Raw genomic sequence first — 26228 nt, forward strand, 5'->3', positions numbered from 1 at the left:
GTAACCCTCCGATGTTGTTTTAGGATTTACCGCGCGACTCTAACATGCCACTAAGGCAACAATGAAAAAAAGCCACGTCGTTCGTGGCTTTTTTGAAAAACCCGGGGCAAAGACCTGGTGGCTGCCACAGCGTGGCAGCCACCTGCTTTTACGCCGTGGGTTTTTACCAAATGATGATGCGGTTTTCAGGCGCGACGTACATCTTGTCGCCTTCCTTCACGCCGAAGGCATCATAGAAGCCCGGCTGGTTGACCACGGTGCCGTTGGCGCGGAACTGGCCCGGCGAGTGCGGGTCGGTCTTGATACGCTTGATCTGCTCGGCGTCGCGGGTCTTGCTGCGCCATACCTGGCCAAAGCCCATGTAGAAGCGCTGGTCGCCGCTCAGGCCGTCGATCACCGGCGCAGGCTTGCTGCCCAGGGAGATCTTGTACGCCTTGTAGGCAATCGCCAGACCGGAGTTGTCGGCGATGTTTTCGCCCAGGGTCAGGGCGCCGTTCACGTTATAGCCGGGCAGCGGTGCATAGGACGAATACTGCTTGATCATCGCATCGCCCTTGGCCTTGAAGTTGGCGCGGTCCTGGTCGGTCCACCACACGCGCAGATTGCCGTCGCCGTCGTACTGCGAGCCGGAATCGTCGAAGCCGTGCGAGATCTCGTGGCCGATCACGGCGCCGATCGCGCCATAGTTCACCGCATCGTCAGCCTTGGCATCGAAGAACGGCGGCTGCAGGATGGCTGCCGGGAACACGATCTCGTTGGCGGTCGGACGGTAGTAGGCATTGATGGTCTGCGGCGTCATGCCCCATTCATCCTTGTCGATCGGCTGGCCCAGCTTGGCGAGGTTGCGGTTGTATTCGAATTCCGCCGCACGCTCCATATTGCCCAGCAGGTCGCGCTCGGACATCTGCAGCTTGCTGTAGTCGCGCCATTTGTTTGGATAGCCGATCTTCGGCGTGAACTTGGACAGCTTTTCCTGCGCCTGCTTCTTGGTCTCGGCACCCATCCATTCGATGCTGTCGATGCTCTGCTTGTAGGCGACCAGAATGTTCTTCACCAGTTCATCCATACGCGCCTTGCGCTCGGCCGGGAAGTATTTGGCCACGTACAGCTTGCCCAGGCCTTCGCCGATCGCTTCTTCCGTCACGTTCACGCCACGTTTCCAGCGCGGCTCCTGCTCGGTCACGCCGGACAGCACGGTGCCGTAGAAGGCGAAGCTGGCGTCGGAGTAGGACTTGCTCAGATAAGGCGACGCGTCACGCAGCAGCTGCCAGGTGAAGTAGGCTTTCCAGGTATCGATCGGCGTGCTGTTCGCCAGCTTGGCGAAGGCTTCCAGATAGCTCGGCTGGCTGACGATCACGGTATCGGTCTTGGAAGCGATACCGGCGGCGCCCAGCGCGGCCTTCCAGTCATAGCCCGGCGCCATCTCGTTCAGCTTGGCGATATCGGTCTTGTTGTAGCGCTTGACCGGATCGCGGTTCTGCACGCGGGTCCACTGCGCTTCAGCCATCTGGGTTTCCAGCGCGACGATGGCCTTGGCTTTCTCGGCGGCGTTCTTTTCGCCCGCCATGCCCAGCACCTTGGCGACGTGCTGCTCGTATTTGGCCAGCGTCTCGGCCATCTTCGCGTCATCCTTCTTCAGGTAGTAGTCGCGGTCAGGCAGACCCAGGCCGCTCTGGCTCAGGTGGGCGGCGTATTGGGTGGAGTTGCGCGCATCCTGGCCGACATACACGCCGTATGGCGCAGGCACGCCCATGCGGTTGAAGTGGGCGATCAGCGCCGGCAGGGCCTTCACATCCTTCATGCTGCGCACGCGGCTCAGTTCACCGGACAGCGGCTTGATGCCGGCCTTTTCCAATGCGGCTTCGTTCATATAGCTGGCGTACAGCGCGGCGATCTTCTGCTCGTCGCCCTTCAGACCCTTCTGCTTCTGCAGTTCTTCGATGATGCCGCGCAGCTGCGGCTTGGTGTCGTCGGCCAGCTTGTTGAAGGAACCCCAGCGCGATTTGTCGGCCGGGATCTCGGTGGTCTTCATCCACTCACCGTTCAGGAAGCTGTAGAAATCGTCCTGCGGACGCACGCTCTTGTCGATGTATTGGGTGTCGATGCCGGAGATGGGTTCGGCGGCGTGGGCAAATGCAGCTGCAAGGCTCAGGGCCAGGGTACTCAGGAGGAGTCGTTTCACGAGGTGCGTCCTTTTGGAATCTGGTTTTAGTGTCTCTGGCCGCCCCTGCCGCCTTATGGGGGCGGGGCCGGGCCAGTGCGCTAGCGTACACCAGATTTTTCTGGATGACACCCCTTGATGCGTAACGTAACGTTAGACAGCGACTGTCACTCTCAGGAAGGTGGCCGGAATCACCGTCTGGTCCGGCTGTCCGCTGCGGTTCTCCGCGACGAACAATGCCTCCAGATCGCGCTGCAACTCGGCTTCCTTGCCGTTTTTGGCGGCCGCTTCGAAGGCGTTCATGGTGGGGCCGTAGTACAACCGGAAGTTATCCAGGAACTCCGCGGGCGGGCCGGGATAGCGGAAGGTGAACGAGTCGCGCAGGAAGGAAATGCGCTCGGGAGGGATACCTGCAGCGCCGAAGCGCTCGGTGACATTGGCCTCGACGCCCCAGGTCATCGGGCTGATGAAGCCTTGCGGCGGCGCTGGCGTGTAGGCGGCGCTGGTGCGCAGAATCTGGGCCACCAGGGTAGGATCGTTGGGAATCCAGTTACCCATGACGACTTTGCCGCCCGGTTTGGTGACACGCACCATTTCCTTGGCCACGGCAAAAGGATCAGGCGCAAACATCGCGCCGAAACAGCTCAGGCTCAAATCGAAAGACTTGTCCGCCAAGCCTTGCAGATTGATGGCATCCCCTTCCTCGAAGCTGAGATTGGTGGCGCCCGCCTCTCTGGCACGCTTGTTCCCGGCTGCAACGAGGTTGCTGGCAATGTCCACACCCAGCACCTGGGCCGCCAGTTGCGCGGCTGGAAAAGCCGTGGTGCCATCGCCGCAGCCCAGATCCAGCACGCGGTCCGTCTTCCTGATCCCGAGCTGCTCGACCAGCGCCTGCCCGCTTTCGCGCATGCTGGCTGCAATGCGCGTGAAATCACCCTTCTCCCACAAGGCCTTGTTCGGATTCATATGACCTCCCGTTATCAAAACGTTCAGCCAGTCTAGTCCACTTAAAACTTTGTTTCCAGGCGAATGGTGACCTGGCGATAGGTCGGGTTCAGCGTGGTGGCGTAAGACGTCAAACCGTTGGCATCCACCGTGTTGGTGCCGGTGGCGTCGTCGGCCAGCAGGTTGGCGACCGAAACGCGCAGCTGGGTGCGGCCGTCGAACTTCCACAAGCCGTACATATCGACCACGCGCTTGCGGCTGGTTTCCACCACCTGCGTCAGGCTGGTCTGCACGCGGATCGCCGGGGTCCAGTTGTAGCTGGCGCCCAGAGTCAGCGGGATCGGCTTGAAGCGGTAATCCATGCCCAGATTGGCGGTCTGCTTGGGCTGCTGATCGAGGCGGTTGTCCGGGCCGGGAATGCCATCCACGCTCGACCAGAAGCGGCTGTAGTTGCTGCGGAAGTCGAGGTTCGGCGCACCCTCTCCCATGATCTCGGCCAGCTGGAACTTGGCTTCCAGCTCGATGCCCTTGGTGCGCGCGTGGCCGATATTGCCCGGCGTGGACACCCAGCGCTGGCCGAGGTCCGTCTGCTGCAGGCTCAGTTCGCGGCGGATCAGGTTGTCGATGTCGCGCACGAAGCCGCCGATGCTGACGATGCCGCTGCGGCCCAGGTAGTGTTCGTAGGCGAAGTCCAGGCCCGTTGCCAGTTCCGGCTTCAGGTCCGGATTACCGATGCGGTCCGGACGCGTGGCGCTGTTCAGGCGCGACAGGAAAGGCAGCGCAATCAGGTCCTGCACGTTCGGCGACTTGTAGCTGCGCGTCAGGCTGGCGCGCAGCTGGTCTTTCTGGAAGCCCGGAATGCGATAGACCGCGTGCAGCAGCGGGCTGAAGACGCTGCTGGTGTTGCTCACTTTGCCTGCGCTGCGGTCGCTGCTGGTGCGGATGCCTTCCCAGCGCGCGCCCATGTAGACACCCCACTGCGGCGTGATGTCCCACTCGTCCTGCGCGAAGACGGCGGCGCGGCGCGTATCCGCCGTCAGGTTGTCGCCGGAATCGGAGAACTGCGGATTACCGTTCTTGTCCAGCGACACTTTGGTCTGTTCGCGATGGCTGGCCTCCAGGTCCCAGCCGGCCGCCAGCAGGTGGCCGCCGCCCAGCGGCGAGCTGTATTTGCCGCCGGTGTTGACGCTATGGTCGCGCGTCTTGTCGGTGTCGGTGAAGCGGTCGGACAGATTGCCGTTCGCATCGTACTGATTGCGCAGCGAATCGGCATCGCTCTTGCCGAGGCCGAAGCCGAACTTCACATCCAGCTTGGCTGCGCCCTGCAGCTTGTGCACCCAATTGCCGAAGCCGCGCAGGAAAGTGCTGGTGTTATGCGACTGCTGGTCGGCCGTGACGTATTCCGGCGCGATGATGCCGGTGCCCTGGTCCAGTAAGCTGTTCAGGCCGCCGTGGCGGCTGCTGTGCATCAGGAAGGGCTGGAAGTTCAGCGTGTCGCCGCTGTCGAACTTCCACGAGAAGCGCGGCGTGAAGTGCACGTTCTTGCTGGTGCCCGAGCTTTCGTCGTGAACTTCCTGATCCTTGGTAATGAAGCCATCGTCGCGCACATCTTCATTGTGGGTGAAAGTGCTGTCGTGCTGGCGCGTGATGTTCAGCATGCCCGAAATCGTATAGGTCAGATTGCCGGTCTTGCCAGGCAACGTCACGGACACGTTGGGCGAATGGCGGCCCTGCTCGATGGTGTCGCCCGTCTTCACCTGGATGTCGCGCTGCTGGTAGCCTTCGCGCAGAATGATGTTGATGGTGCCGGCGATGGCGCGCGTGCTGTGTTCCGCGATCGGGCCGCGCATCACTTCGATGCGCTCGACCTGGTCGGGCGAGATCGATTCCATCGAGAACCCGGCCGGTGGACGTTCGCCATTCAGCAGGACTTGCGTATAGCCGCTGCCCAGGCCGCGCATGCGCACGTCGCCGCCGCGTCCCGGGCGGCCGCCACCGATGGTCACACCCGGCAGGCGCTTGAGCACGTCGCCCAGATTGGTGTCGCCGTTGCGGTCCAGTTCTTCGCGGCCGTACACCTGCTTGCCTGCCGTGGACATGCGGCGTTCTTCCATATCGCTCGGACGGCCGCCGTTGACCAGCACTTGCGGCACGACTTTGCCGTCGGGACCCAGCGCGGGTTTTTCGGCGGAAGGTGGTGTTGGTTGCTGGTCTTGCGATTGCGCCGACACAGCGCCAGCCGCGCCCAGCATGGCGAGGGCGATAGGGACGAATTTGCTCATGATCAGTCTGGAAATACCGTGCGGGCGGGAGGCTGACACGGTTCGGCGGATTGCCGCGCTGGCATTGTAAGCTTGGCCAGCTGCGGCGTGCGGATGAGGGGGCGGTTTTTTACTTTAATTTACTTTTCAGGTTTCGGGCTGTGCCGGGACGGCGGATCGATGATCCGCCCTACGTTATTGGTAAGACACCGACGCTGCCATTAATGACCGGGCCCCCCGGTGCCACCGGCGTTCATGCCGCCGCCCATGCCGCGGTGACGGCGTCCGCCGCCCTCTTCGCCTGCGGGACGCTCACCCGACGGCGCATGCCCCGGACCATCTTCCTTGCGCACCATGACTTCGCCGATGAAGGCAGCCACCTGGCGGCGCTGATTCTCATCCAGCGCATCGTTGACGGTCAGCCACCATTCGCGCAGCTGTTTGTCCTCGGTGGCCGTGGTGGTGCTTTCGGCATCCATCGCGCCAGTCATATCGCGCAACTCGACATCCTTGCCCGCCAGCTTATCCTTGACCGACGCTTCCAGCTTCTCGCGGCGCGCCTTGCGCTCGCGCAGCAGGGCCTTGCTCTTGCCCTCGACCTGGGACCACAGGGTCTGCTGGTTGGTATTCAGGTTCAGCTCCTTGCGGAACTCGGAAGCCATGGGCACCAGATCCTCGGCCTTCATGTCCATCAGGGGCACAGCGATCACAGGCGCCGCGATACCAATCATGAGCGCCGCCATCAGGCCGAGCGCACCAGCTTTGCAGTTCATCGAATCTCCAGGTAAAAAAAAGCCTGCACGGGAGGGTGCAGGCGCAAACCACTTCAGGGTAGAGAGAAATACAGACCCAGTGTAGGACGCGGTTTCAGCCCCGGCTGGTTTTCTTACAATTACTTACCGAAGTAAAAACAGGCTAAACAAGCCAAACAATTTAGCAATACAGCGCAATATTGGCAGCCAAATCACGGCTGGCTGTAAAGCGTGGTAAAGGCGCCTCCAATTACGCACTAGCAGCTACGCTTGCTGAAAATCAGGTTTATACTGGGCCGCATGGCGGGCGTTTTCCGCCGTACCTCGGACAGGTGATACATGGGCAAGAAACTCAAGAACACCGGGCTGATCGGCCTGGGTGTGGTGGCGGGCATCGCCGTTTCCCTTCAATTCTCCGCGATGGCGCAAAAGCAGGTCGATCCGGGCCTGCCGCTCGAAGAGCTTCGCCAGCTGGCTGATGTCTACGGCCTGATCAAGTCGGACTATGTCGAATCGGTGGAAGACAAGAAGCTGCTGGAGGAAGCGATTTCCGGCATGGTGGCTTCGCTCGACCCGCACTCTGCTTATCTTGACAAGAAAGCCTATGCCGAGCTGCGCGAAGGCTCGCAGGGCAAGTTCGTCGGCCTCGGCATCGAGATCGGTCCGGGCGACGATGGCTACATCAAGATCGTGGCGCCCATCGAGGATTCACCTGCCTACCGCGCCGGTATCAAGCCGGGCGACCTGATTACCCGCCTCGACTCGACCCCGCTCAAGGGCATGACCCTGGATGAATCGATCAAGAAAATGCGCGGTGAGCCGAACAGCAAGGTCACGCTGACCATTCTGCGCAAGGACGAGCCCGATCCGCTCACCTTCACGATTGCCCGCGAAGAGATCCACCAGAAAAGCGTTAAGGGCAAAATGATCGAACCGGGCTACGCGTGGCTGCGTATTTCGCAGTTCCAGGAACCGACCGTGGACGACATGGCCGCCAAGATCACGGAGCTGTACAAGCAGGACCCGAACCTGAAAGGCCTGATCCTCGACCTGCGCAATGATCCGGGCGGTGTTCTGCAAGGCGCCATCGGCGTGGCTGCGGCCTTCCTGCCGAAGGATGCGCCGATCGTATCGACCAACGGCCAGCTGCCGGATTCCAAGCAGATCTATTACGGCCGCGCCGAGTATTACGCCATGCGCGGCGACAGCGATGTGCTGGCCAAGCTGCCGGACGCGGTAAAGCATGTGCCGATGGCCGTGCTGGTCAACACTGGTTCCGCTTCCGCTTCGGAAATCGTGGCCGGTGCACTGCAGGATTACAAACGCGCCACCATCATCGGTTCCCAGACCTTCGGCAAGGGTTCGGTGCAAACCATCCGCCAGCTGACTGCCGATACCGCCGTCAAACTGACCACGGCCCGCTACTACACGCCGCATGGCCGCTCGATCCAGGCCAAGGGCATCACGCCTGACCTGCAAGTGGACGAGAACGAGGACGGCGACGGCCTGAACGCCCTGCGCATGCGCGAGGCGGACCTGACCAAGCACCTGACCAACGACCGCGAACAGGAAGCCAAGCAGAAGCCGCGCGACGAGCTGGAGGAGCAGATCCGCATCATCGCCCAGGAGAAGAAGCGCAAGCCGCTGGAATACGGCGGCAACGAGGACTTCCAGCTGAAACAGGCGCTGAACCACCTGCAAGGCTTGCCGGTGCACCTGGCCAAGGAAGAAACCAAGCTGGTCGCCCAGAACAGCAAGTAAGAGCCTTCCCTCTACGAGACGGCGCCTTCGGGCGCCGTTTTTCATTGCAGCTTGCTGTAAAATCAAGCCACTTAACAGCCAGATGGCTCCACTTATAAAAACAGAAAGCTTAATCATGAAACAAGCCGTCATCAGCGGAACCGGTCTTTTCACCCCGCCCTACTCCGTGTCCAACGCGGAGCTGGTCGAGTGCTTCAACGCCTACGTCGAGCAGTTCAACGCCGACAATGCCGACGCCATCGCAGCAGGCACCGTCACCGCGCTGGAACCGTCCAGCGAAGCCTTTATCGAGAAAGCTTCCGGCATCAAGGCGCGCTACGTGATGGAAAAGGAAGGCGTGATCGATCCGAAGCGCATGGTGCCGCGCATTCCAGAACGCGGTGATGACGAGCTGTCGCTGCAGGCCGAGATCTGCGTAAAGGCTGCCCAGCAGGCGCTGGACCGCGCCGGCCGTACCGCTGCCGATATCGACATGGTGCTGGTGGCTTGCTCGAACATGCAGCGCCCATATCCGGCAATGGCGGTGGAAGTGCAGAACGCGCTGGGCATCGACGGTTACGGCTTCGACATGAACGTGGCCTGCTCCTCCGCCACCTTCGGCATCCAGACCGCCGTGGCGGCCGTGCAGAGCGGCCAGGCGCGCGCTGTGCTGATGGTGAATCCGGAAATCACCAGTGCCCACCTGAACTGGCGCGACCGCGATTCGCATTTCATCTTCGGTGATGCCTGCACCGCTGTCGTGATCGAGGCGAAGGACACCGCGACTTCCAAGCATCAGTGGGAAATCCTGGATACGAAGCTGAAGACCAGCTTCTCCAACAACATCCGCAACAACTTCGGCTTCATGAACCGCTTTGACGAAAACGGCGTCGGCAAGGCCGACAAGCTGTTCCGCCAGCAGGGCCGCAAGGTGTTCAAGGATGTGTGCCCGATGGCCGCTGAAATGATCAAGTCTTCGATCGCCAACGCCGGCCTGCAGATCGAGCAGGTCAGCCGCTACTGGCTGCACCAGGCGAACCTGAACATGAACCAGCTGATCTCGCGCATGATTCTGGGCCGCGACGCGGAGCCGCAGGAAGCGCCGGTGATTCTGGATTCTTACGCGAATACTTCTTCGGCCGGTTCCATCATCGCTTTCCACAAATATTCTGAAGATTTGCCAGCCGGCGCTTACGGTGTGATCTGCTCCTTCGGTGCAGGCTACTCCATCGGCAGCGTCGTCGTACGCAAGTTGTAAAGGGAGAAGGATGCCCCACGACGTCAGCCTGATCACAACAATCGCCGCCGCACTGGGCTTCGGCCTGGTTTTCGGTTTCATTGCAACCCGTCTCAGACTGCCGGCCCTCGTGGGCTACCTCGCAGCGGGCATTCTCATCGGACCCGCCACACCGGGCTTCGTAGCGGATGCCGCGCTGGCCGGTCAGCTGGCCGAAATCGGCGTCATGCTGATGATGTTCGGCGTGGGCCTGCACTTTTCCCTGGATGATCTGTGGGAGGTGCGCAAGATCGCGCTTCCCGGCGCCGTACTGCAAATCGCCGCCGCCACCGCGATGGGCATGGGCCTGGCGCATTGGTGGGGCTGGAGCCTTGGCGGCGGATTGGTCTTCGGCCTGGCGCTGTCCGTCGCATCCACCGTCGTGCTGCTGCGGGCGCTGGAAGAACGCGGCATTCTCGATTCCTTCAATGGCCGCATCGCCGTCGGCTGGCTGGTGGTGGAAGATCTGGTTACCGTGATCGTGCTGGTGCTGCTGCCGCCACTGGCAGGTTCTCTGGGCGGCGACCCAGCGGGAGCACACGGCGCCGCTTCAGCCGATGCGCATGCCACCGCGGAGGCGTCGCGCAGCCTGCTGGCGACGCTGGGCATCACGCTTGGCCAGGTCGCTATCTTCATCGGCTTCATGCTGCTGGTGGGACGCAAACTCTTCCCCTGGATTCTCTGGCAAGTTGCCCGCACCAATTCGCGTGAGCTGTTCACCCTGTGCGTGATCGCAGCCGCTGTCGGCATCGCCTACGCGGCGACCAAATTGTTCGGCATCTCCTTCGCGCTGGGCGCCTTCTTCGCGGGCATGGTGCTGCGTGAATCGGAGCTGAGCCATCGCGCGGCGAACGAATCGCTGCCGCTGCGCGATGCGTTTGCGGTGCTGTTCTTCGTGTCGGTCGGCATGCTGTTCGAACCATCGATCCTGACCGAAGAACCGCTGCAAGTGCTGGCAGTGATCGCGATCATCGTGTTCGGCAAATCGCTGGCCGCCTTTCTGCTGGTGGTGCTGCTGCGCTATCCGGCCAAGACGGCGTTGATGGTATCGGCCAGCCTGGCGCAGATTGGTGAATTCTCCTTCATCCTTGCCGCGCTGGGCATTTCGCTGAAGCTGATGCCGCATGAGGGGCAAAGCCTGCTGCTGGCGGGCGCCATCATTTCCATTGCCTTGAATCCGCTGGTGTTTGCCGCCACCGGCCCGCTGGAGCGCTGGCTGGGACGCGACCGCGGCCTGGCCTCGAAATTCGACCGCGGCACCGACCCGCTGGCCGAGCTGCCGATGTCGACCGAGCATTCAAAGCTGTCCGGCCAGGTGGTGCTGGTGGGCTACGGCCGTGTGGGTCGCCGCATCGCGGCATCGCTGGCCGCGCAGGGCATCGACTATGTGGTGGCGGAGCAGAACCGCGAGATCGTCGACAAGCTGCGCCAGGAAGGCGTGGCCGCCGTGGCAGGCAATGCGGGCGAAGCGGCGGTGCTGATCCAGGCCCACATCGCCCGCGCGCGCATGCTCGTGATCGCGACGCCGGATACCTTCCACGTGCGCAGCATGGTCGAAGTGGCGCGGGCGCTCAATCCGGACATCCGCATCGTCGTGCGCACGCACAGCGATGAGGAGGCGGAACTGCTGCGCCGCGAGCATGCGGGCAAGGTGTTTATCGGCGAGGAAGAGCTGGCCAATGGCATGGCCGAGGATATTCTTGCGGAGTACCGCACGCGGAGAGCGGCGGGTCAATGACCCGCCCTACGCCCCGCATCGATCCGTCGATTCTTCCGCCGCGTAGGGCGGATCATTGATCCGCCGTCTTACAGCCGCGCGGCCAGCTCCGCGCCTTCGCGGATTGCGCGTTTGGCATCCAGCTCGGCCGCCAATGCGGCGCCGCCGATCTTGTGGAAGCGCGTAGCGCCAGCCGCTGCGCCTTCTTCAGGCATCAACTCCGTCAAGCTCTCCTGCCCTGCGCAGATGACAACGTTATCCACCGCCAGCAAGCGCTCCTCTTCGCCGACGGTGATATGCAAGCCGTGATCGTCAATGCGCTTGTACTGCACGCCCGGAATCATCACCACCCCATTCCGCGCCAGCACAGCGCGATGCACCCAGCCTGACGTCTTGCCCAGGCCCGCGCCCAGCTTGGAGGTCTTGCGCTGCAGCAGATAAAGCTGCCGCACCGGTTCGCCCGCCTGCGGCGGCACCAGTCCACCGCCCGTATTGGCGTGCAGATCGACGCCCCACTCCTTGGTCCAATGCTCAACGGCCAGCGGCAGCGCATGCGCCGGATCATGCAGCAGGAACTCGCCCATGTCGAAACCGATACCGCCCGCCCCAATGATCGCAACCCGCTTGCCTACAGGCTTCCTGTCGCGCAGCACATCGAGATAGGACAGCACCTTCGGATGTTCGATGCCATCAATCTTCGGCTTGCGCACGCGAATACCGGTAGCCACCACCACATCGTCATACCCCGCCGCCAGCAGCTCATCGCGCGTGACGCGGTGATTCAATTTCACCTTCACGCCCGTCAATTCAAGCTTGCGGCCAAAGTAGCGGATGGTTTCGGCAAACTCCTCCTTGCCCGGAATCTGCATCGCGATATTGAACTGGCCGCCGATGCGGTCGCTGCCTTCGTACAGCGTGACGTCGTGTCCGCACTCCGCCGCCACCGCAGCAGCGGACAGGCCCGCCGGCCCGGCGCCGACCACCGCCACCTTGCGCGGCTGCGCAGCGCGGCGGTACACCAGCTCCGTCTCGTGGCAAGCGCGCGGATTCACCAGGCAGGTCGCGCGCTGGTTCTTGAAGGTGTGATCCAGACAGGCCTGGTTGCAGCCGATGCAGGTATTGATTTCGTCCACGCGGCCCTCGGCCGACTTGCGCACAAACTCCGCATCGGCCAGAAACGGCCGCGCCATCGACACCATATCCGCATCGCCGCGGCGCAGGATATCCTCCGCCTCCGCCGGCATATTGATGCGGTTCGACGCCACCACCGGAATCGTCACTTCGCGGCGCAGGCGGCCCGCCACTTCAGCAAAAGCTGCACGCGGCACCGACGTCACGATGGTCGGCACACGCGCCTCGTGCCAGCCGATGCCCGTGTTCAGGATCGTGGCGCCTGCCTGCTGCAGGGCCTTGGCGACGGTGACCACCTCATCCCAGGTATTCCCGCCATCCACCAGATCCAACAGTGAATGCCGGTACATGACAATAAAGTTCAATCCCACCGCTTCGCGCACGCGGCGCACGATTTCCACGGAAAGGCGCATGCGGTTTTCGATACTTCCGCCCCAGCGGTCGGTACGCAGATTGGTGCGCGCGCACAGAAACTGGTTCAGCAGATAACCTTCGCTGCCCATGATCTCGATACCATTATAGCCAGCCTTCTGCGCCAGTTTGGCCGCGCGCGCATAGGCGAGGATGGTCGACTCGATGCCCGCTTCGCTCAGAGCCTTGGGTTTGAAGGGCGAAATCGGCGACTTCACTTCCGAGGCCGACACGCAGAACGGCTGATAGCCATAGCGGCCCGCGTGCAGGATCTGCATCAGGATCTTGCCGCCCTCTTCGTGCACCGCCTTGGTGAGCTTGCGGTGATTGAACACGTCGCCCGCGAAGTTCATGGTCCCGCCAAAGGGCAGAAGCCAGCCCTGGCGATTGGGCGAGATACCGCCAGTGACGATCAGGCCGACACCGCCGCGGGCGCGCTCTTTGTAGAAAGCGGCCAACTTATCGTAGTTGTAGAAGCGATCCTCTAAACCGGTGTGCATGGAGCCCATGATCACGCGGTTGCGCAGAGTGGTGAAGCCTAAATCGAGAGGGGCCAGCAGGTGCGGGAAGCTTGTCGTGGTATTCATATTCTTGTCATTATCGTTCTGTACGCTGGCTAACACTGGGGGCGTATCGCGCTTGTATTCTGCCACCAGTTCTTTTACGCTGGAAGCATGAAGCGACTGTTACTGTTTTTGATGATTGGTTTTATCGCGCCTGCTCCAGGAATGGCGCAAGCCTCGCGCATCGACGTCCCCAAGCTGGAGGTTTCAGTCAATCGCGTGAGCGTGGACGCGCTTCATATGTACGAAGTCAACGCCAGCGGCACCGTGCAGGCGCCGCTGCCGACCGTGTGGAAGGTGCTGACTTCCTACGACCGCATGGAAGAATTCGTGCCGGATATGGCGTCCTGCCACGTGCTCTCGCGGAATGGCAATGAAGTCATCATCGAGCAGTTCGGAACGGCGCGCTTTCTGTTCATGTCCCGCTCCATCCACCTGATCGTGCGCGCCACCGAGCAGCCGATGCAGTCCATCGATATCGCCCTGATCTCGGGCGATATGAAACACTACGAAGCACGCTGGGAACTGGTGCCGGTGCCTGAAACGGGCGGCACGCGGGTGCTGTACACGGGAAGGCTGGTGCCAAACTTCTACGTGCCGGGGATCCTCGGCACCAATATCATCCGCGGCGATATCGAGCGCATGATGGGCGCCGTGCTGGCCCACGTGGACAAGCAGAACACCCTTCTCAAGCAATCGGCGGGACTGCGCGTCCCCACCCTGCAAACTCCTTAAACCATCTGCTGGTCGCGGTCGCGCACTTCGGCAAAGGCTTCCAGGCTGCCGATGCGGATCATGACAGGATTCATGCTGGACTGGTGCTGCATGGCGCGCCAGGCGAACTGCCATTCCTTTTCCATTGCTTCGTCGCGGCTCTTGGTGAAGGCCGAACCCAGCGCGGCGCGCGTGCCGTATTCAATGGCGCCGTCGATGCCGGCCCAGTTAGGCAGGGTGCGCTGCACGGCGCGGTGCACGCGCTCACCGAATTCCTCGGTGTTGTGGATCACCAGGCAGGAGTCCGCACCGAACAGGTCGAACAAATCGCTCTTCCAGACTTTGGAGAAGCTCAGGGTCAGGAAGCTGCCGACGGGACGCAGCACGAACTGGCCTTCTTTCAGGGCTTGTTCCAGTTCGGCGCGGGGACCGTAGCGGTGCAGGGTTGGGGGGCGTTGATAGTCGTGCATCTTAGTCCGGGTGTCGTTGTACGTGGCGAACATGGCGGTGAGAGCGCATGAAGCCCGAAGCGATGAAGATCTCGCGCAGCAGGAAGCCGAAACTGCCGATCAGGCAGAAAACTGCACCGACGAACATGCCCGCAATGTATTTGTCCAGGGTGGCGCTGGTGGTATCGCCAATGAACAGCAGGGCAACGATCAGGCAGACAAACAGGCCGCAAGCGGTCGAGAGCGAAATCGCAATATTGATCAGATGAGAACGGCGATACAGGATGTCCAGCTCGTTCAGGTAATTATCGTTATACGCCACATCGAGGCGCTCTTCCAACACTCGTGAACGGTCAATGATGCGTGCCAGCCGGTTGAGCAGCACCAGCAGCTTGGTACATACGGCAGACAGCAGGAAGACAGGGGCAATCGCAAGCTGAATGATATGGCCAATGTCGCCAAGCTGGATGTTCATGAAGTGCATATCGTTATTTTTATCGAATACGCCAGTTTACTCGAAACGCCCCAGGCTACGGAATTGTTCGGTCGCCGCCATCAGGGCGCGGCTGATGCCCTGCTCCATCGCGCCATGGCCGGCGTCCGGGATCATGTTCAGCACGGAACCTGGCAGCGCCTTGTGCAGGCGCCATGCGGTGACCGGCGGGCAGATCACGTCGTAGCGGCCCTGCACGATCACGGCCGGCAGATGCGCGATACGGCTGGCGTTATTCAGGAGCTGGTCCGGTTCGAAGAAACCGAGGTTGGCCATGTAGTGCGATTCCATGCGGCCCACGCCCAGGTCCAGCGTGTCCGAAGGCGCTTCTTCCGGCTGCGGCAGCAGAAACACGCGGCGGCCTTCGAATTTGCTCCAGGCGCGCACGGCGGGCCAGTGCACTTGCGGGTCCGGGTCCATGATGCGGGTGACGTAAGCCTGCAGCAGGTTGGTACGCTCCGCTTCGGGGATCGGCGCGATGAACTCGTCGTAGATCTCGGGGTGGAACCATGCGGAGCCGCCCAGGAACCAGTCGATCTCCTGCTGCGTGCAGAGGAAGATGCCGCGCAGGACGAAGCCAAGGCAGCGCTCCGGATGCGCTTCGCCGTAGGCCAGCGCCAGCGTGGAGCCCCAGGAGCCGCCGAATACCAGCCACTTGTCGATGCCGAACAGTTCGCGCAGGCGTTCGATGTCCTGGATCAGCAGCTGGGTAGTGTTGTTGCGCACATCGCCCAACGGCGTGGATTTGCCCGCGCCGCGCTGATCGAACAGGATCACGCGATAGTGGTCCGGATTGAAGAAGCGGCGGTGCTGCGGCGACAGGCCGGCGCCCGGACCGCCGTGCAGGAACACCACGGGAATGCCGTTCGGGTTACCCACCTCTTCCCAGTAAATCGTATGTATTTCATCGACGGCCAGCATGCCGCTATTGCGCGGCGCGATGGGCGGGAACAGGTGGGACAACGGATCGGACATGGTGTGCCTTAGAAGAAGGTGTTGATTGCGTGCTGCACATTGTACTGGTCGTCCACCACCAGCATCAGCTGCCACTTGTCGAACGTGGTGCAGGGGTGGGAGATGCCGCAGCCGACCAGGTCACCGACTTTCAGGTCCGGCGACGTGCCTTCCGGCCAGCGCAGGTAGGCGTGCTGGTCGTTCATCTTCACGATTTCACAGCCTGGCGGCAGCGCGCTGGCTTCGGCTCTTGCGCCGGGACGGTGCTGGTACAGCGCGCGCGGCAGGCCGATGTCGTGCGACGCATCGCGCTTGCCCATCGACAGAATCGCCAGATTCGGTTCGGGACGCGACAGCACAACGCTCCACACTTCCAGTGCCGGTTGCAGGCCTCCCTGGGTTTTGCCTTCCCGTTTGCCGATCTCGCGGATGGCTTCCTCGTACGTGCCGTGGTCATTGGTCAGATAGCAGCCGCTGCGCAGGACCGGCAGCACCGGCTTGCTGGCGTCCAGTTTGCGGATGCCACGTGCAACCAGATCGAAGAAGGCCGAACCGCCAGCGGAGATGATGATTTGTTCGCCGCCGAACAGCTTCTCTTCATCGGCCTGGCGCAGCAAGGCGACCATCTTTTGCAGAAATTCATTGACCGCTTGCGTGTCGGACGCGAGGCCTTCGTAGCCCTCCATGCCCGCCAGTTGCAGACCGGGCGCTTGCGATACCGCGCGCGCTACGGCCAGCACGTCTTCGGCCGCGCGCACACCGGCGCGCTTGCCCTGCATGCCCAACTCCACCAGCAGCGGCAAGGGCCGCGGCAATCCGCTGGCCTGCACAGCTTTCGACAAACGCTCAACGCCTTCGATCGAATCGACCAGCGCGTAGAACTCGAAGCCTGCGTCGTCGCGCATCAACTGCAGCACGGCTTTGATATCAGCCGGTGCCACCAGTTCATTGGCCATGATCACGCGGCGCACGCCAAAGCGCGCGGCGATCTGCACCTGATACGCCGTCGCCAGCGTGATGCCCCAGGCGCCGTTGCCAAGCTGGGCGCCGAACAGCTGCGGGCTCATGGTGGTCTTGCCGTGCGGCGCAAGCATCACGCCGTATTGATCGCAGAAGGCGCGCATCCACTGCAGGTTGTGCTGCAATGCGGACTGCTTCAGCACAGCGACCGGGAAGCCGGTGTCGGCGTTGAGGATGTTCCAGTTCTGCAGGCCGATCATGTGCTGGCGCAGCGGCTCAATGATCGGCAAGCCTTTGGTGCCGGGCTGCAGGACTTGATCGTCCAAGGCGGCCAGCGCCAGGCCGCCGTCTGGCAAAGTGTTCATACGATTTCCTTCGGTCGATATCCCGGCTATTTTAGTGCCACAGACCGAGAATCAGGCCGAACAGGACGAATTGAACAGTGTGGTAGCCGCCATCGATCAGCCACAGCTTGAAGGATCGGTTGGCGAACAGGTAGTTGATGCCGAAACTGGTCGCGGCGATGCCGAAGCCCGCCAGCAGGCCCGATTTCAGCGCAAGGCCGAGTGCCGGCGCCGCGCCCAGCCAGTAGGCGAAGCAGAATGCCGCGATCAGCGAGAACACGAAAGCAGTGCCGAACACCTTGGCCGGATGCCCTTCCTGCTTCACGCCACCATTTTCCGCATTCCAGACGGCGCCAAACAGCTTGGGCGAATACCACAAGCCGCCCAGCATGAAGCTCGACACGGCCGCCACGAGAATAGCCAGATAATTCATACGCCCCCTCCCCTTATTGTTAATGTGGAGAAAGAGGGTAATGGCTGAGGCGCGCGAAGGTCAAGCTGCCTGTTTTTTCCTCTTTTTGACGAGAAAGCCGGAGCGGCGCAAAACGATGAGCATGAACCCCGTCAGCACCACGGCTGGGCCAACCGGCTCGGGAACTTCATCCGTCTCGCTCGACTGCGCCACCACACTTGCCATCGACACGCTTGAACCAGCCGGGCCAGGCAAAATTTGCGGGTCGGACATCAGCGACGTCAGCGCGTGCCGTGATTGCAAGGGAACAAGCTGAGAGGCACGTGGATAAGCGGGGAACTTGTCCACAACCTGCGCCTCATCCAACTCAAGCCTCGGTTGCGTCGGCGCATCCTGATATTCAGGCGACACCACCCCTGCCATCGCAGGCGAAACACCAAATACCGCAGCAGCGGCAAGGGCAATGGGAAGGTGTTTGACGAGATGCACGATTGTCTAATCGAAAATATAATTGCATATTAGACATTTCACCCCATTGCAGTCAACAAATAAAAAAGCCGCACGGCCTGGGCCGGGCGGCTTTGTCAGCGGAAAGGCCGGGAGGTCAGGACATGTGCTGGCCGCCGTTGATGGCGATGTTGGCGCCGGTGACGAAGGCGGCTTCTTCCGAGGCCAGGTAGGCCACCAGGCCTGCCACTTCTTCCGGTTTGCCGAGGCGAGCCATCGGAATTTGCGGGATGATCTTCGATTCCAGCACTTCGGACGGGATCTCCATCACCATCTTGGTGCCGATATAGCCCGGCGAGATGGTGTTGACAGTCACGCCCTTGCGCGCCACTTCCAGCGCCAGCGCCTTGGTGAAACCGTGCACGCCGGCCTTGGCAGCCGAGTAGTTGGTCTGACCGAAAGCGCCCTTCTGGCCGTTCACCGAAGAGATGTTGATGATGCGGCCCCAGCTGCGGTCCACCATGCCATCCGCTACCGGCTTGGTCATGTTGAACACGGAGTCCAGATTCGTTTTCATCACAGCGTCCCAATTGACCTTGTCCATCTTCTTGAAGGTCATGTCGCGGGTAATGCCGGCGTTATTCACCAGCACATCGACCGGGCCGATATCGCGCTCGATCGTTTTCACGCATTCCTGTGCCGACTCGTAGTCCGACACGTCGCACGGATACGCAGAGAAGTTGTAGCCCTGATCCTTCATGGCGGACAGCCATGCGTCGTGCGTTTTGTTCGATGGGGAATACGTGGTTACTACCTTGTAGCCCAGAGCGACCAGCTTGATGCAGATCGCTTCACCCAGACCACCCATGCCGCCCGTTACCAATGCAACTCGTGCCATCTTATGTTCCCCTCTGTGCGTTTCTTTGAAAACCTGCTTTTAGTCCCTCTCAACTGCCAGTGCTACGCCCATGCCGCCGCCGATGCACAGCGAGGCCAGGCCCTTCTTCGCGTCACGGCGAGCCATCTCGTGCAACAGGGTCACCAGAATACGTGCGCCGGAAGCGCCGATCGGGTGGCCAATTGCGATCGCGCCGCCATTGACGTTAATCTTGCTGGTGTCCCAGCCCATCTGCTTGTTCACGGCAATCGCCTGCGCCGCAAACGCTTCATTGATTTCCATCAGATCCAGATCCTGCGGCGTCCAGCCGGCCTTCTTCAGGCACAGGGTGGAGGCGGACACCGGGCCCATGCCCATGATCGCCGGGTCCAGGCCCGAGGATGCGTAAGCCTTGATGCGCGCCAGCGGCTTCAGGCCCAGCTGCTTGGCCTGGGTAGCGGTCATCATGATCACAGCGGCCGCGCCATCGTTGATGCCGGAGGCGTTACCGGCGGTGACCGAACCATCCTTGGTGAAGGCTGGACGCAGGCCGGACAGCGCTTCCAGCGTGGAGCCCGGCTTGATGTACTCGTCCTGATCGAAGACGATGCTGCCTTTCTTCTGCACGATTTCCAGCGGCAGGATCTCGTCCTTGAACTTGCCTTCCTTCTGAGCGGCTTCCGCTTTCAGCTGCGACTGCAGCGCGAACTCGTCCTGCTCCTGGCGGGTGATCTCGTATTTCTTCGCCACGTTCTCGGCGGTCTGGCCCATGTGGTACTGGTTGTACACATCCCACAGGCCGTCGATGATCATGGAGTCGGTCATCTTCACTTCGCCCATACGGAAGCCGTCGCGCGAACCGTTCAGTACGTGCGGTGCCGCACTCATGTTTTCCTGGCCGCCGGCGATAATGATGTTCGAGTCGCCGCACTTGATGGCCTGCGCCGCCAGGTGGGTCGCCTTCAGTCCGCTGCCGCACACCATGTTGATGGTCTGGGCCGGGATCGCATTCGGCAGGCCCGCTTTGATGACAGCCTGGCGCGCCGGGTTCTGGCCAACACCGGCCGTGAGTACCTGGCCGAGGATGGCTTCGCTAATCAGGTTGGGATCGATGCCGGTCTTGGCCAGCAGGCCCTTGATGACATGGGCGCCCAGTTCGGACGCGGGGATTTTGGCCAGGCTTCCGCCGAATTTGCCAACCGCGGTACGGCCCGCGGCTACGATTACTACTTCATCCATGTGCTTCTCCGGTACTGTGGGGTGGTTATAAATCTTTCATTTCATTCTAACGAAGCGGTCTGCAGCAATCCACTATGTCCTACCGGAACAAGGGCTTATTCAAAGCAGCATCTGTTGCCTCACGGCTGTAAGCCTGTGCCAGGCCAAACGCCTGTTGCGATTGGCTTGTGGCGAGGTCGAGCAGGTCTTCCGGGTTTTGCATTGCAAGGAACTGGTTGGAGGCAACGGTGGCCGACGCCAGCGAAGAAAGCGCCGCATCCATTGCGGCTTGCGCGTAAGCATCGAAGTTCGCCATTTGCGCATTGAATGCGGCCATTGCGGCGCGAGAAAATTCTTCAGGAAGCGAATACATTGGACAAGCTCCTTCGATGAGATAACGCAAGAGTCATCATGCTAGGGAAGTGTTCCATTCAACTCTTTGATGAAGATCAAAGGTTTCTTTCATTTTGCATAAAACTTTTTCTCGTGTCACGACAATAACCTGATTCCATCTAATGATGCAGCACACTGTTCGCGTATCACGTTGACGAAGTCGGTTACAAAAGCCTTTTGCCGCAAGCCTTCCGGCACCGAGACAAACAGGTCACTCCACAGGCCCTGCTCGCCAATCGGACGCGCAATCACGTAGTCGTAATCCACGTAATTTTTGATGGCCCAATTCGGCAGCGCAGCCACGCCGCGGCGGCTGGCGACCAGTTGCAGAATGGCCACGGTAAGTTCTGCAGTCCGGCGCGTGTATTGCACTCCGGCAGGACGCAGCACTTCGCGGATCAGGTCGATGCGTTCTTCCGGCACCGGATAGGTGATCAGCGTTTCATTAGCGAAATCGCCTGCAATCAGGCGGCGCTGCGCGTGCAGGCGGTGCTTCTGCGCCATCACGGTCAGAATCTCGAAACGGAACAGCGGGAACACCGCGTAGCCGCCGTTGCTGTAGTCGGAACCGATCACCAGATCCGCATTGCCGCTGCGCAGCAGATCCGACGGCTCGCTGTGGAAACCGGACACGAGATCGATCTCCACTTCCGGCCAGCGCATGCGGAATTCATCCATCACCGGCATCAGCCAGTCGAAGCAGGTGTGGCATTCGAGCGCGACGCGCAGTTGGCCGCTATCGCCTTGCGACAGGCGCGCCACATCCCGCTCGGCTTGCTCGACTTCGGGCAGCAGCGTATCGGCGAGACGCAGCAGGCGGGCGCCCATGGCCGTGAAGCCGATGGGCACCGTCTTGCGTTCGAACAGGGGGCCACCGTAGCGATCTTCCAGCAGCTTGATCTGGTGCGACAGCGCCGACTGGGTCAAATTCAGCAATTGAGCGGCGCGGACCAGGCTGCCGGCTGAGCGTAGCGCGGCTAGTGTGCGCAGATGACGAATCTCGAGCATGAATGAATAATTTTCACGTTGTAAGGCAAAAAGTTTCGTTTTTATTATATGACGAGATGTCGCACACTTTACGTCACCAATGTTTAAAGTTGATGACAAAATGAAAACTGTGCATACCCATATTCCCGGCTTCCCTCGTATGGGCGCGGAACGAGAATTAAAGTTTTTACTAGAGCGCCATTGGCGTGGCGAAGTTGCCGCATCCGAGCTCGAAACGCTGGGCGGCGAACTGCGCGTACGCCATTGGGCGCTGCAGCGCGATGCGGGCCTGGATTTCGTCACCGTCGGCGATTTCGCGTTTTATGATCACGTGGCCAATCATATTCAGCTGTTCGGCTGCGAGCCGCCGCGCTTCGGCTTTGACACGGAGGAATCGCAACTGTCGCGCTATTTCGCGATGGCGCGCGGCGACTCTTCGCATGCGCATTGCGGCTGCGGCCATGATGGCAAGGCGCTGGAAATGACCAAGTGGTTCGACACCAACTACCACTACCTGGTGCCGGAGTTTTCGGAAGCTTCCTCGTTCACGCTCGCGTCCGCGCGCCTGCTGGCCGAGGTCGCCGAAGCGCGCGCGCTGGGGCACCGCGTGAAGGTGGTGCTGCTCGGTCCGCTGACTTTCCTGTGGCTGGGCAAAGAGCGCGGCGCGGCGGAGGGCTTCTCGCGCCTGTCGCTGCTGGATGCGCTGCTGCCGGCATATGGCGAACTGCTGGCGCAGCTGCGCGCGGCGGGCGCGGAGTGGGTGCAAATCGACGAGCCGGTACTGGGCCTGGATCTGCCCGCTGCCTGGCGCAACGCGTTCGAGCCGGCGTACTGGCAGCTGAATCAATCGGGTGCGCAACTGCTGCTGGCGACTTACTTCTCCTCGCTGGAAGAAAACCTGAGCCTGGCTTGCCGCCTGCCGGTGGCGGGCCTGCACGTCGATGCCGTGCGCGCGGCGCATGAGCTGACCAGCGTGGCCGACTGGCTGCCTGCGCACAAGGTGCTGTCGGTCGGCATCGTCGATGGACGCAATGTGTGGCGCACGGATCTCGATGCGGCCCTGGCGCGCTTGCAGCCTGTGCTCGAAAAACGCGGCGGCGCGCTGTGGCTATCGACATCGTGCTCGCTGCTGCACGTGCCGTTCAGCCTTGAGAGCGAGCAGGCATTGGACGCGGAGCTGCGTTCGTGGCTGGCATTCGCGACGGAAAAACTTGACGAGCTCGCGCTCCTCAAAACCGGGCTCATGTCTCAATCAGCGCCTGACCCCAAATGGCACACGGGCTGGGCTGTGGCGCAGGCGGCGGTGGCGCAGCGCAGGCTGAGCGAGCGGGTGCATCGGCGTGCGGTGTCGGAGCGCGTGGTGTCGCTGGTAGCTGATCCGAAGGCGGATCAACGCGCGTCGGTGTTTGCGGAACGGCAGCGGGTGCAGCGCGAGCGCTTGCAACTGCCGGCCTTCCCGACGACCACGATTGGCTCCTTCCCGCAGACAGCGCAGATCCGCGCGGCGCGCGCTGCATTCAAGCGCGGCGAACTGGATGCGGTGACGTATGAGCGGGCGATGAAGGCGGAGATTGAGCTCGCCGTGCGCAAACAGGAAGAGCTGGGCCTTGATGTGCTGGTCCACGGCGAAGCCGAGCGAAACGATATGGTTGAATATTTCGGCGAGCAGCTGGACGGCTTTGCGTTCACGGCGAACGGCTGGGTGCAATCCTACGGTTCGCGCTGCGTCAAGCCGCCCATCATTTACGGCGATGTGCAGCGTCCTCAAGCGATGACGGTGCAGTGGGCGCAGCACGCGCAAAGCCTGACCGCCAAGCCGATGAAGGGCATGCTGACCGGGCCGGTCACGATCCTGCAATGGTCCTTCGTGCGCGATGACCAGCCGCGTTCGCAAACCGCGCTGCAGATTGCGGTGGCGATCCGCGATGAGGTCGCCGACCTTGAGCATGCCGGGATTGCGGTGATTCAGATCGATGAACCGGCCGTGCGCGAAGGCTTGCCGCTGCGCCGCGCGCGCTGGGACGAATATCTGGACTGGGCAACCAAAGCCTTCCGCATCAGCGCCAGTTCGGCAAGCGACGCGACGCAAATCCACACGCATATGTGCTACGCCGAGTTCAACGATATCCTGCCGGCCATCGCGGCCATGGATGCGGATGTGATCACGATCGAAACCAGCCGGTCCGCAATGGAACTGTTGGGCGGATTCGGCCAGTTCCGTTATCCGAACGAGATCGGCCCCGGCGTGTACGACATCCATTCGCCGCGCGTGCCGGACTCCAATGAGATGGCGCAGCTGTTGCGCAAGGCGGCAGCGGTCATCCCGCCATCGCAACTGTGGGTCAATCCGGACTGCGGCCTGAAGACGCGTGGCTGGGATGAAACGGCGCGCGCGCTGCAGAACATGGTGGCCGCAGCCCGCCAATTGCGGCTGGAAACCGCATAAACACTAGGGGGAGCGCCTGTTTGATTAATAAAAAGGCACTCCCCCTTTTGTATTTTCCACAGTAAAATGCACGAGCCCGGGCATAGCCCGTCCACTACTGACTCGTGTATGCCAAAAAGCTCGTTCCAGAAGCCCATCGAAATCAAGATTTCCACCGTCGTCGCAGTGTCCGCCATCCTGCAGACCTCCGACCTCATCACCCTCGACGCCGCGCTGCATGAAATGACTGGTGGCGTGTCCGACTTCTTCGAGGGCGACCCTGCGGTAATCGACGTGGGCTCCCTGGCGCCTGGCTGCGAGCGCATCGACTGGGCCGGCACCATCGCCCTGCTCAAGAAATACCGCCTGAATCCGGTCGCCGTGCGCAATGCCACGCCGGATATGGTGGAAGAAATCCAGTCCCACGGCCTGTCGCTGGACAGCGGCAAGCGCGAAGAAGCGCCCGCTCCCGAACCGAAAAAGCCTGCACCGGCGCCCGCCCCGGCCGCGGCGCCGGCTGCTGCCGCCCCAGCTTTCAGCGGCACCATGATCATCGATACTCCGGTCCGCGCCGGCCAGCGCATCTACGCGCGCGGCGGCGATCTGATCGTGATGGCGGTCGTGAACAACGGTGCCGAGATCATTGCGGACGGCAGTATTCACGTTTACAACACTTTGAATGGCCGCGCGCTGGCGGGTGCTTCCGGCGACGCTACCGCCCGCATTTTCGCTCTGCAAATGGCTCCGGAACTGGTGTCCATCGCGGGTGTTTATCGCACGTTCGAGGACGGTTTCCCGGCTGAGCACGCACGCCAGCCGACACAAATCCGCTTGAAAGGCGACAGTCTGGATATACAATCTGTCAATTCCGCAACGCGTGCTTAAAGCAATCTGTACTTAGAAATAAAGGATCTCTTCGTGGCTCGAATTATTGTTGTAACGTCCGGTAAGGGTGGTGTCGGCAAAACGACTTCCAGCGCCAGCTTCTCCACCGGCCTCGCCCTGCGCGGCCACAAAACCGTCGTGATCGATTTCGACGTCGGCCTGCGTAACCTTGACCTCATCATGGGCTGCGAACGCCGCGTGGTGTACGACCTGATCAATGTGATCAACAAGGAAGCCACCCTGAACCAGGCTCTGATCAAGGACAAGCACTGCGACAACCTGTACATCCTGCCTGCCTCCCAGACCCGCGACAAAGACGCGCTGAGCGAAGAAGGCGTGGAAGAAGTGCTGGCCGAACTGATCAAGATGGACTTCGAATTCATCATCTGCGATTCGCCGGCCGGTATCGAGCACGGCGCCCTGATGGCGCTGACTTTCGCCGATGAAGCCCTGATCGTGACCAATCCGGAAGTGTCCTCCGTGCGCGACTCGGACCGCATCCTGGGCATCATCCAGGCCAAATCGCGCCGCGCGCTGTCGGGCGGCGAACCGGTGAAAGAACATCTGCTGATCACCCGCTACTCGCCGAAGCGCGTGGAAGCGGGCGAAATGCTGAGCCACGAAGACGTGCAGGAAATCCTGCGCATTCCGCTGATCGGCATCATCCCGGAATCGGAACAAGTGCTGCATGCTTCCAACCAGGGTAACCCGGCGATTCACTTCAAGGGTACCGACGTGGCCGATGCTTACGAAGACGTGGTAAGCCGCTTCCTGGGCGAAGAACGTCCGCTGCGCTTTACCGACTATGAGAAGCCAGGCTTCCTGAAGCGTATCTTTGGAGCTAAGTAAATGGCGCTGCTCTCATTCCTGTTCCCCAACAAGCCGAAGACGGCTACCGCCGCCAAGGAACGCCTGCAAATCATCATCGCGCGCGAGCGCAATGGCCGCTCGGGTCCGGATTTCCTGCCTGCGCTGCATAAGGAACTGATCGAGGTGATTTCCAAGTACACCAAGGTGAACGCGGACGATATCAAGATCTCGCTCGACCGCCAGGGCAACCTGGAAGTGCTCGACGTTAACGTGGTGCTGCCGGACGTTTGATTTTTTTGAGCGCCCGGGACGTTTGACTTTAGCCCCGCGGCAAACCCTGGTGGCAGGCACATCGTGCCTGCCACCCGTTTTACGCCGCGGGTTTCAGGCGCGCGCCATCAGCAACTCCTGCGCCGCCTTGGCGCAAGCATCCACGTGCTGGTAGCCGATCTGGCGGAAGGCAAAGAAACCGATAGCGGCCGAGGCCGCCTGCCCCGCCAGCGGCACAATTTTGGTCGCCTGTTTGGCCAGCACTTTGACGCCGGTGCGTTTCAATAGCGCCAAAATCAGATCCTTGGTGATCACCTTCCCCACCAGCATGCCGCCGATGCTGATGGCGGCTTCGTAAGCGATCAGGCGGAATTTGGGTTGCAAGCGGTCGAGCTGGTCAGCAGATAAACCAAACTCCCGGTTAATATCGTCGATCAACAATGTAAAAAGACGTAGATCGGCGGCGACGTCCATGCCGGGAATCGGCACCGCCGCCACGCCTGCCGAAACCGCCGCGCGGCGCCGTACCAGACGCCGGCAGCGCTGGCGCGTTTCCTCGATATCCTCCGGCGACGAAGGCAGCAAAGTCCAGTCGTTGTCCACTTCTATGCCCTTTGGTGACTAGCAATTATT

At 61.4% G+C, this 26228-nt stretch carries 24 protein-coding genes; 8 read left to right on the forward strand and 16 right to left on the reverse strand.

Translation table 11 applies throughout. The annotated features are described in order from the left end of the window. Positions 1-163 precede the first annotated feature (163 nt). The 4 genes from AB4Z19_RS22540 to AB4Z19_RS22555 all read right to left on the reverse strand — a co-directional run bounded on the left by AB4Z19_RS22540 (position 164) and on the right by AB4Z19_RS22555 (position 6140). The gene (locus AB4Z19_RS22540) at positions 164-2182 is read right to left on the reverse strand and encodes a M13 family metallopeptidase (protein ID WP_442036060.1); all 2019 of its coding nucleotides are present in this window, start codon (positions 2180-2182) and stop codon (positions 164-166) included. Between the two features lie 132 nt (positions 2183-2314). Beyond that, positions 2315-3127, reverse strand: a complete 813-nt coding sequence (locus tag AB4Z19_RS22545; protein ID WP_442028292.1) for a class I SAM-dependent methyltransferase — start codon at positions 3125-3127, stop codon at positions 2315-2317. A 41-nt stretch (positions 3128-3168) separates the two neighbouring features. Continuing rightward, the gene (locus tag AB4Z19_RS22550) at positions 3169-5388 is read right to left on the reverse strand and encodes a TonB-dependent receptor plug domain-containing protein (protein ID WP_442036062.1); all 2220 of its coding nucleotides are present in this window, start codon (positions 5386-5388) and stop codon (positions 3169-3171) included. Positions 5389-5588: 200 nt separating this feature from the next. Beyond that, positions 5589-6140 carry a hypothetical protein gene (locus AB4Z19_RS22555; protein ID WP_442027169.1) on the reverse strand — a complete coding sequence of 184 codons (552 nt, stop codon included), beginning with the start codon at positions 6138-6140 and terminating at the stop codon, positions 5589-5591. Between the two features lie 318 nt (positions 6141-6458). Here AB4Z19_RS22555 and AB4Z19_RS22560 point away from each other — a divergent pair, with 318 nt between their 5' ends. The 3 genes from AB4Z19_RS22560 to ybaL all read left to right on the forward strand — a co-directional run bounded on the left by AB4Z19_RS22560 (position 6459) and on the right by ybaL (position 10873). Beyond that, on the forward strand, positions 6459-7880 hold the full coding sequence (locus AB4Z19_RS22560; protein WP_442027168.1) for a S41 family peptidase: 1422 nt from the start codon (positions 6459-6461) through the stop codon (positions 7878-7880). A gap of 115 nt (positions 7881-7995) precedes the next feature. Beyond that, positions 7996-9117, forward strand: a complete 1122-nt coding sequence (locus tag AB4Z19_RS22565) for a beta-ketoacyl-ACP synthase III (RefSeq protein ID WP_442027167.1) — start codon at positions 7996-7998, stop codon at positions 9115-9117. Positions 9118-9127: 10 nt separating this feature from the next. Then, entirely contained in the window at positions 9128-10873 is a 1746-nt protein-coding gene (gene ybaL, locus AB4Z19_RS22570; protein ID WP_442036064.1) for a YbaL family putative K(+) efflux transporter, read from the forward strand. Between the two features lie 68 nt (positions 10874-10941). On the opposite strand, the gene AB4Z19_RS22575 is transcribed toward ybaL, so the two are convergent. Beyond that, the gene (locus AB4Z19_RS22575) at positions 10942-12981 is read right to left on the reverse strand and encodes an oxidoreductase (RefSeq protein WP_442036066.1); all 2040 of its coding nucleotides are present in this window, start codon (positions 12979-12981) and stop codon (positions 10942-10944) included. 87 nt (positions 12982-13068) lie between these two features. Between AB4Z19_RS22575 and AB4Z19_RS22580 the strand changes: the two genes are divergently transcribed. Then, the gene (locus AB4Z19_RS22580) at positions 13069-13692 is read left to right on the forward strand and encodes an SRPBCC family protein (RefSeq protein ID WP_442028334.1); all 624 of its coding nucleotides are present in this window, start codon (positions 13069-13071) and stop codon (positions 13690-13692) included. Here the strand turns inward: AB4Z19_RS22580 and AB4Z19_RS22585 are convergent. The 10 genes from AB4Z19_RS22585 to AB4Z19_RS22630 form a co-directional block, all read right to left on the reverse strand. Continuing rightward, positions 13689-14141 (reverse strand): hypothetical protein, encoded by a 453-nt coding sequence (locus AB4Z19_RS22585; protein WP_442028336.1) that lies wholly within the window; start codon positions 14139-14141, stop codon positions 13689-13691. The two genes, AB4Z19_RS22580 and AB4Z19_RS22585, sit on opposite strands and share 4 nt — an antisense overlap. Before the next feature lies 1 nt (position 14142). After that, positions 14143-14595 carry a DUF2721 domain-containing protein gene (locus AB4Z19_RS22590; protein ID WP_442028337.1) on the reverse strand — a complete coding sequence of 151 codons (453 nt, stop codon included), beginning with the start codon at positions 14593-14595 and terminating at the stop codon, positions 14143-14145. Positions 14596-14631: 36 nt separating this feature from the next. Further along, positions 14632-15588, reverse strand: a complete 957-nt coding sequence (pip, locus tag AB4Z19_RS22595) for a prolyl aminopeptidase (protein WP_442036068.1) — start codon at positions 15586-15588, stop codon at positions 14632-14634. 8 nt (positions 15589-15596) lie between these two features. Further along, positions 15597-16892 (reverse strand): amino acid deaminase, encoded by a 1296-nt coding sequence (locus AB4Z19_RS22600; protein ID WP_442029269.1) that lies wholly within the window; start codon positions 16890-16892, stop codon positions 15597-15599. A 31-nt stretch (positions 16893-16923) separates the two neighbouring features. Continuing rightward, positions 16924-17304 (reverse strand): DUF1761 domain-containing protein, encoded by a 381-nt coding sequence (locus tag AB4Z19_RS22605; protein ID WP_442036070.1) that lies wholly within the window; start codon positions 17302-17304, stop codon positions 16924-16926. A 60-nt stretch (positions 17305-17364) separates the two neighbouring features. Then, positions 17365-17772, reverse strand: coding sequence for a hypothetical protein (locus AB4Z19_RS22610; RefSeq protein ID WP_442030261.1), 408 nt, complete (start codon positions 17770-17772; stop codon positions 17365-17367). A 115-nt stretch (positions 17773-17887) separates the two neighbouring features. After that, on the reverse strand, positions 17888-18628 hold the full coding sequence (gene phbB / locus AB4Z19_RS22615) for an acetoacetyl-CoA reductase (RefSeq protein ID WP_442036072.1): 741 nt from the start codon (positions 18626-18628) through the stop codon (positions 17888-17890). Positions 18629-18667: 39 nt separating this feature from the next. Further along, positions 18668-19846 (reverse strand): acetyl-CoA C-acetyltransferase, encoded by a 1179-nt coding sequence (locus tag AB4Z19_RS22620; RefSeq protein ID WP_442036074.1) that lies wholly within the window; start codon positions 19844-19846, stop codon positions 18668-18670. Between the two features lie 79 nt (positions 19847-19925). After that, positions 19926-20198, reverse strand: coding sequence for a hypothetical protein (locus tag AB4Z19_RS22625; protein ID WP_442026143.1), 273 nt, complete (start codon positions 20196-20198; stop codon positions 19926-19928). Between the two features lie 116 nt (positions 20199-20314). Beyond that, the gene (locus AB4Z19_RS22630; protein ID WP_442026142.1) at positions 20315-21226 is read right to left on the reverse strand and encodes a LysR substrate-binding domain-containing protein; all 912 of its coding nucleotides are present in this window, start codon (positions 21224-21226) and stop codon (positions 20315-20317) included. Between the two features lie 100 nt (positions 21227-21326). Here AB4Z19_RS22630 and metE point away from each other — a divergent pair, with 100 nt between their 5' ends. From metE to minE, 4 genes are all read left to right on the forward strand, one after another. Then, on the forward strand, positions 21327-23651 hold the full coding sequence (metE, locus tag AB4Z19_RS22635) for a 5-methyltetrahydropteroyltriglutamate--homocysteine S-methyltransferase (RefSeq protein WP_442026141.1): 2325 nt from the start codon (positions 21327-21329) through the stop codon (positions 23649-23651). 108 nt (positions 23652-23759) lie between these two features. After that, complete coding sequence (gene minC, locus AB4Z19_RS22640) at positions 23760-24515, forward strand: septum site-determining protein MinC (protein ID WP_442026140.1); 756 nt, start codon at positions 23760-23762, stop codon at positions 24513-24515. A gap of 33 nt (positions 24516-24548) precedes the next feature. Further along, on the forward strand, positions 24549-25364 hold the full coding sequence (gene minD / locus AB4Z19_RS22645) for a septum site-determining protein MinD (RefSeq protein ID WP_442026139.1): 816 nt from the start codon (positions 24549-24551) through the stop codon (positions 25362-25364). Beyond that, on the forward strand, positions 25365-25616 hold the full coding sequence (gene minE, locus AB4Z19_RS22650) for a cell division topological specificity factor MinE (RefSeq protein WP_442026138.1): 252 nt from the start codon (positions 25365-25367) through the stop codon (positions 25614-25616). Between the two features lie 93 nt (positions 25617-25709). Here the strand turns inward: minE and AB4Z19_RS22655 are convergent, their stop codons facing one another. Continuing rightward, on the reverse strand, positions 25710-26198 hold the full coding sequence (locus tag AB4Z19_RS22655) for a hypothetical protein (RefSeq protein ID WP_442026137.1): 489 nt from the start codon (positions 26196-26198) through the stop codon (positions 25710-25712). Between the last annotated feature and the right edge of the window lie 30 nt (positions 26199-26228).

Source organism: Pseudoduganella sp. RAF19 (assembly GCF_052114165.1).
In the GTDB taxonomy this organism is placed as follows: domain Bacteria; phylum Pseudomonadota; class Gammaproteobacteria; order Burkholderiales; family Burkholderiaceae_D; genus Rugamonas.

What these genes read in the sequence shown, in the direction of transcription:
- AB4Z19_RS22555 (WP_442027169.1), bottom strand. Translation starts at nt 6,140, where the DNA reads ATGAACTGCAAAGCTGGTGCGCTCGGCCTGATGGCGGCGCTCATGATT.
- AB4Z19_RS22600 (WP_442029269.1), bottom strand. Translation starts at nt 16,892, where the DNA reads ATGAACACTTTGCCAGACGGCGGCCTGGCGCTGGCCGCCTTGGACGAT.
- AB4Z19_RS22625 (WP_442026143.1), bottom strand. Translation starts at nt 20,198, where the DNA reads ATGTATTCGCTTCCTGAAGAATTTTCTCGCGCCGCAATGGCCGCATTC.
- AB4Z19_RS22590 (WP_442028337.1), bottom strand. Translation starts at nt 14,595, where the DNA reads ATGAACATCCAGCTTGGCGACATTGGCCATATCATTCAGCTTGCGATT.
- pip (WP_442036068.1), bottom strand. Translation starts at nt 15,588, where the DNA reads ATGTCCGATCCGTTGTCCCACCTGTTCCCGCCCATCGCGCCGCGCAAT.
- minE (WP_442026138.1), top strand. Translation starts at nt 25,365, where the DNA reads ATGGCGCTGCTCTCATTCCTGTTCCCCAACAAGCCGAAGACGGCTACC.
- metE (WP_442026141.1), top strand. Translation starts at nt 21,327, where the DNA reads ATGAAAACTGTGCATACCCATATTCCCGGCTTCCCTCGTATGGGCGCG.
- phbB (WP_442036072.1), bottom strand. Translation starts at nt 18,628, where the DNA reads ATGGCACGAGTTGCATTGGTAACGGGCGGCATGGGTGGTCTGGGTGAA.
- AB4Z19_RS22585 (WP_442028336.1), bottom strand. Translation starts at nt 14,141, where the DNA reads ATGCACGACTATCAACGCCCCCCAACCCTGCACCGCTACGGTCCCCGC.
- AB4Z19_RS22620 (WP_442036074.1), bottom strand. Translation starts at nt 19,846, where the DNA reads ATGGATGAAGTAGTAATCGTAGCCGCGGGCCGTACCGCGGTTGGCAAA.
- AB4Z19_RS22550 (WP_442036062.1), bottom strand. Translation starts at nt 5,388, where the DNA reads ATGAGCAAATTCGTCCCTATCGCCCTCGCCATGCTGGGCGCGGCTGGC.
- AB4Z19_RS22560 (WP_442027168.1), top strand. Translation starts at nt 6,459, where the DNA reads ATGGGCAAGAAACTCAAGAACACCGGGCTGATCGGCCTGGGTGTGGTG.
- AB4Z19_RS22630 (WP_442026142.1), bottom strand. Translation starts at nt 21,226, where the DNA reads ATGCTCGAGATTCGTCATCTGCGCACACTAGCCGCGCTACGCTCAGCC.
- AB4Z19_RS22545 (WP_442028292.1), bottom strand. Translation starts at nt 3,127, where the DNA reads ATGAATCCGAACAAGGCCTTGTGGGAGAAGGGTGATTTCACGCGCATT.
- minC (WP_442026140.1), top strand. Translation starts at nt 23,760, where the DNA reads ATGCCAAAAAGCTCGTTCCAGAAGCCCATCGAAATCAAGATTTCCACC.
- AB4Z19_RS22605 (WP_442036070.1), bottom strand. Translation starts at nt 17,304, where the DNA reads ATGAATTATCTGGCTATTCTCGTGGCGGCCGTGTCGAGCTTCATGCTG.
- AB4Z19_RS22575 (WP_442036066.1), bottom strand. Translation starts at nt 12,981, where the DNA reads ATGAATACCACGACAAGCTTCCCGCACCTGCTGGCCCCTCTCGATTTA.
- AB4Z19_RS22565 (WP_442027167.1), top strand. Translation starts at nt 7,996, where the DNA reads ATGAAACAAGCCGTCATCAGCGGAACCGGTCTTTTCACCCCGCCCTAC.
- AB4Z19_RS22580 (WP_442028334.1), top strand. Translation starts at nt 13,069, where the DNA reads ATGAAGCGACTGTTACTGTTTTTGATGATTGGTTTTATCGCGCCTGCT.
- ybaL (WP_442036064.1), top strand. Translation starts at nt 9,128, where the DNA reads ATGCCCCACGACGTCAGCCTGATCACAACAATCGCCGCCGCACTGGGC.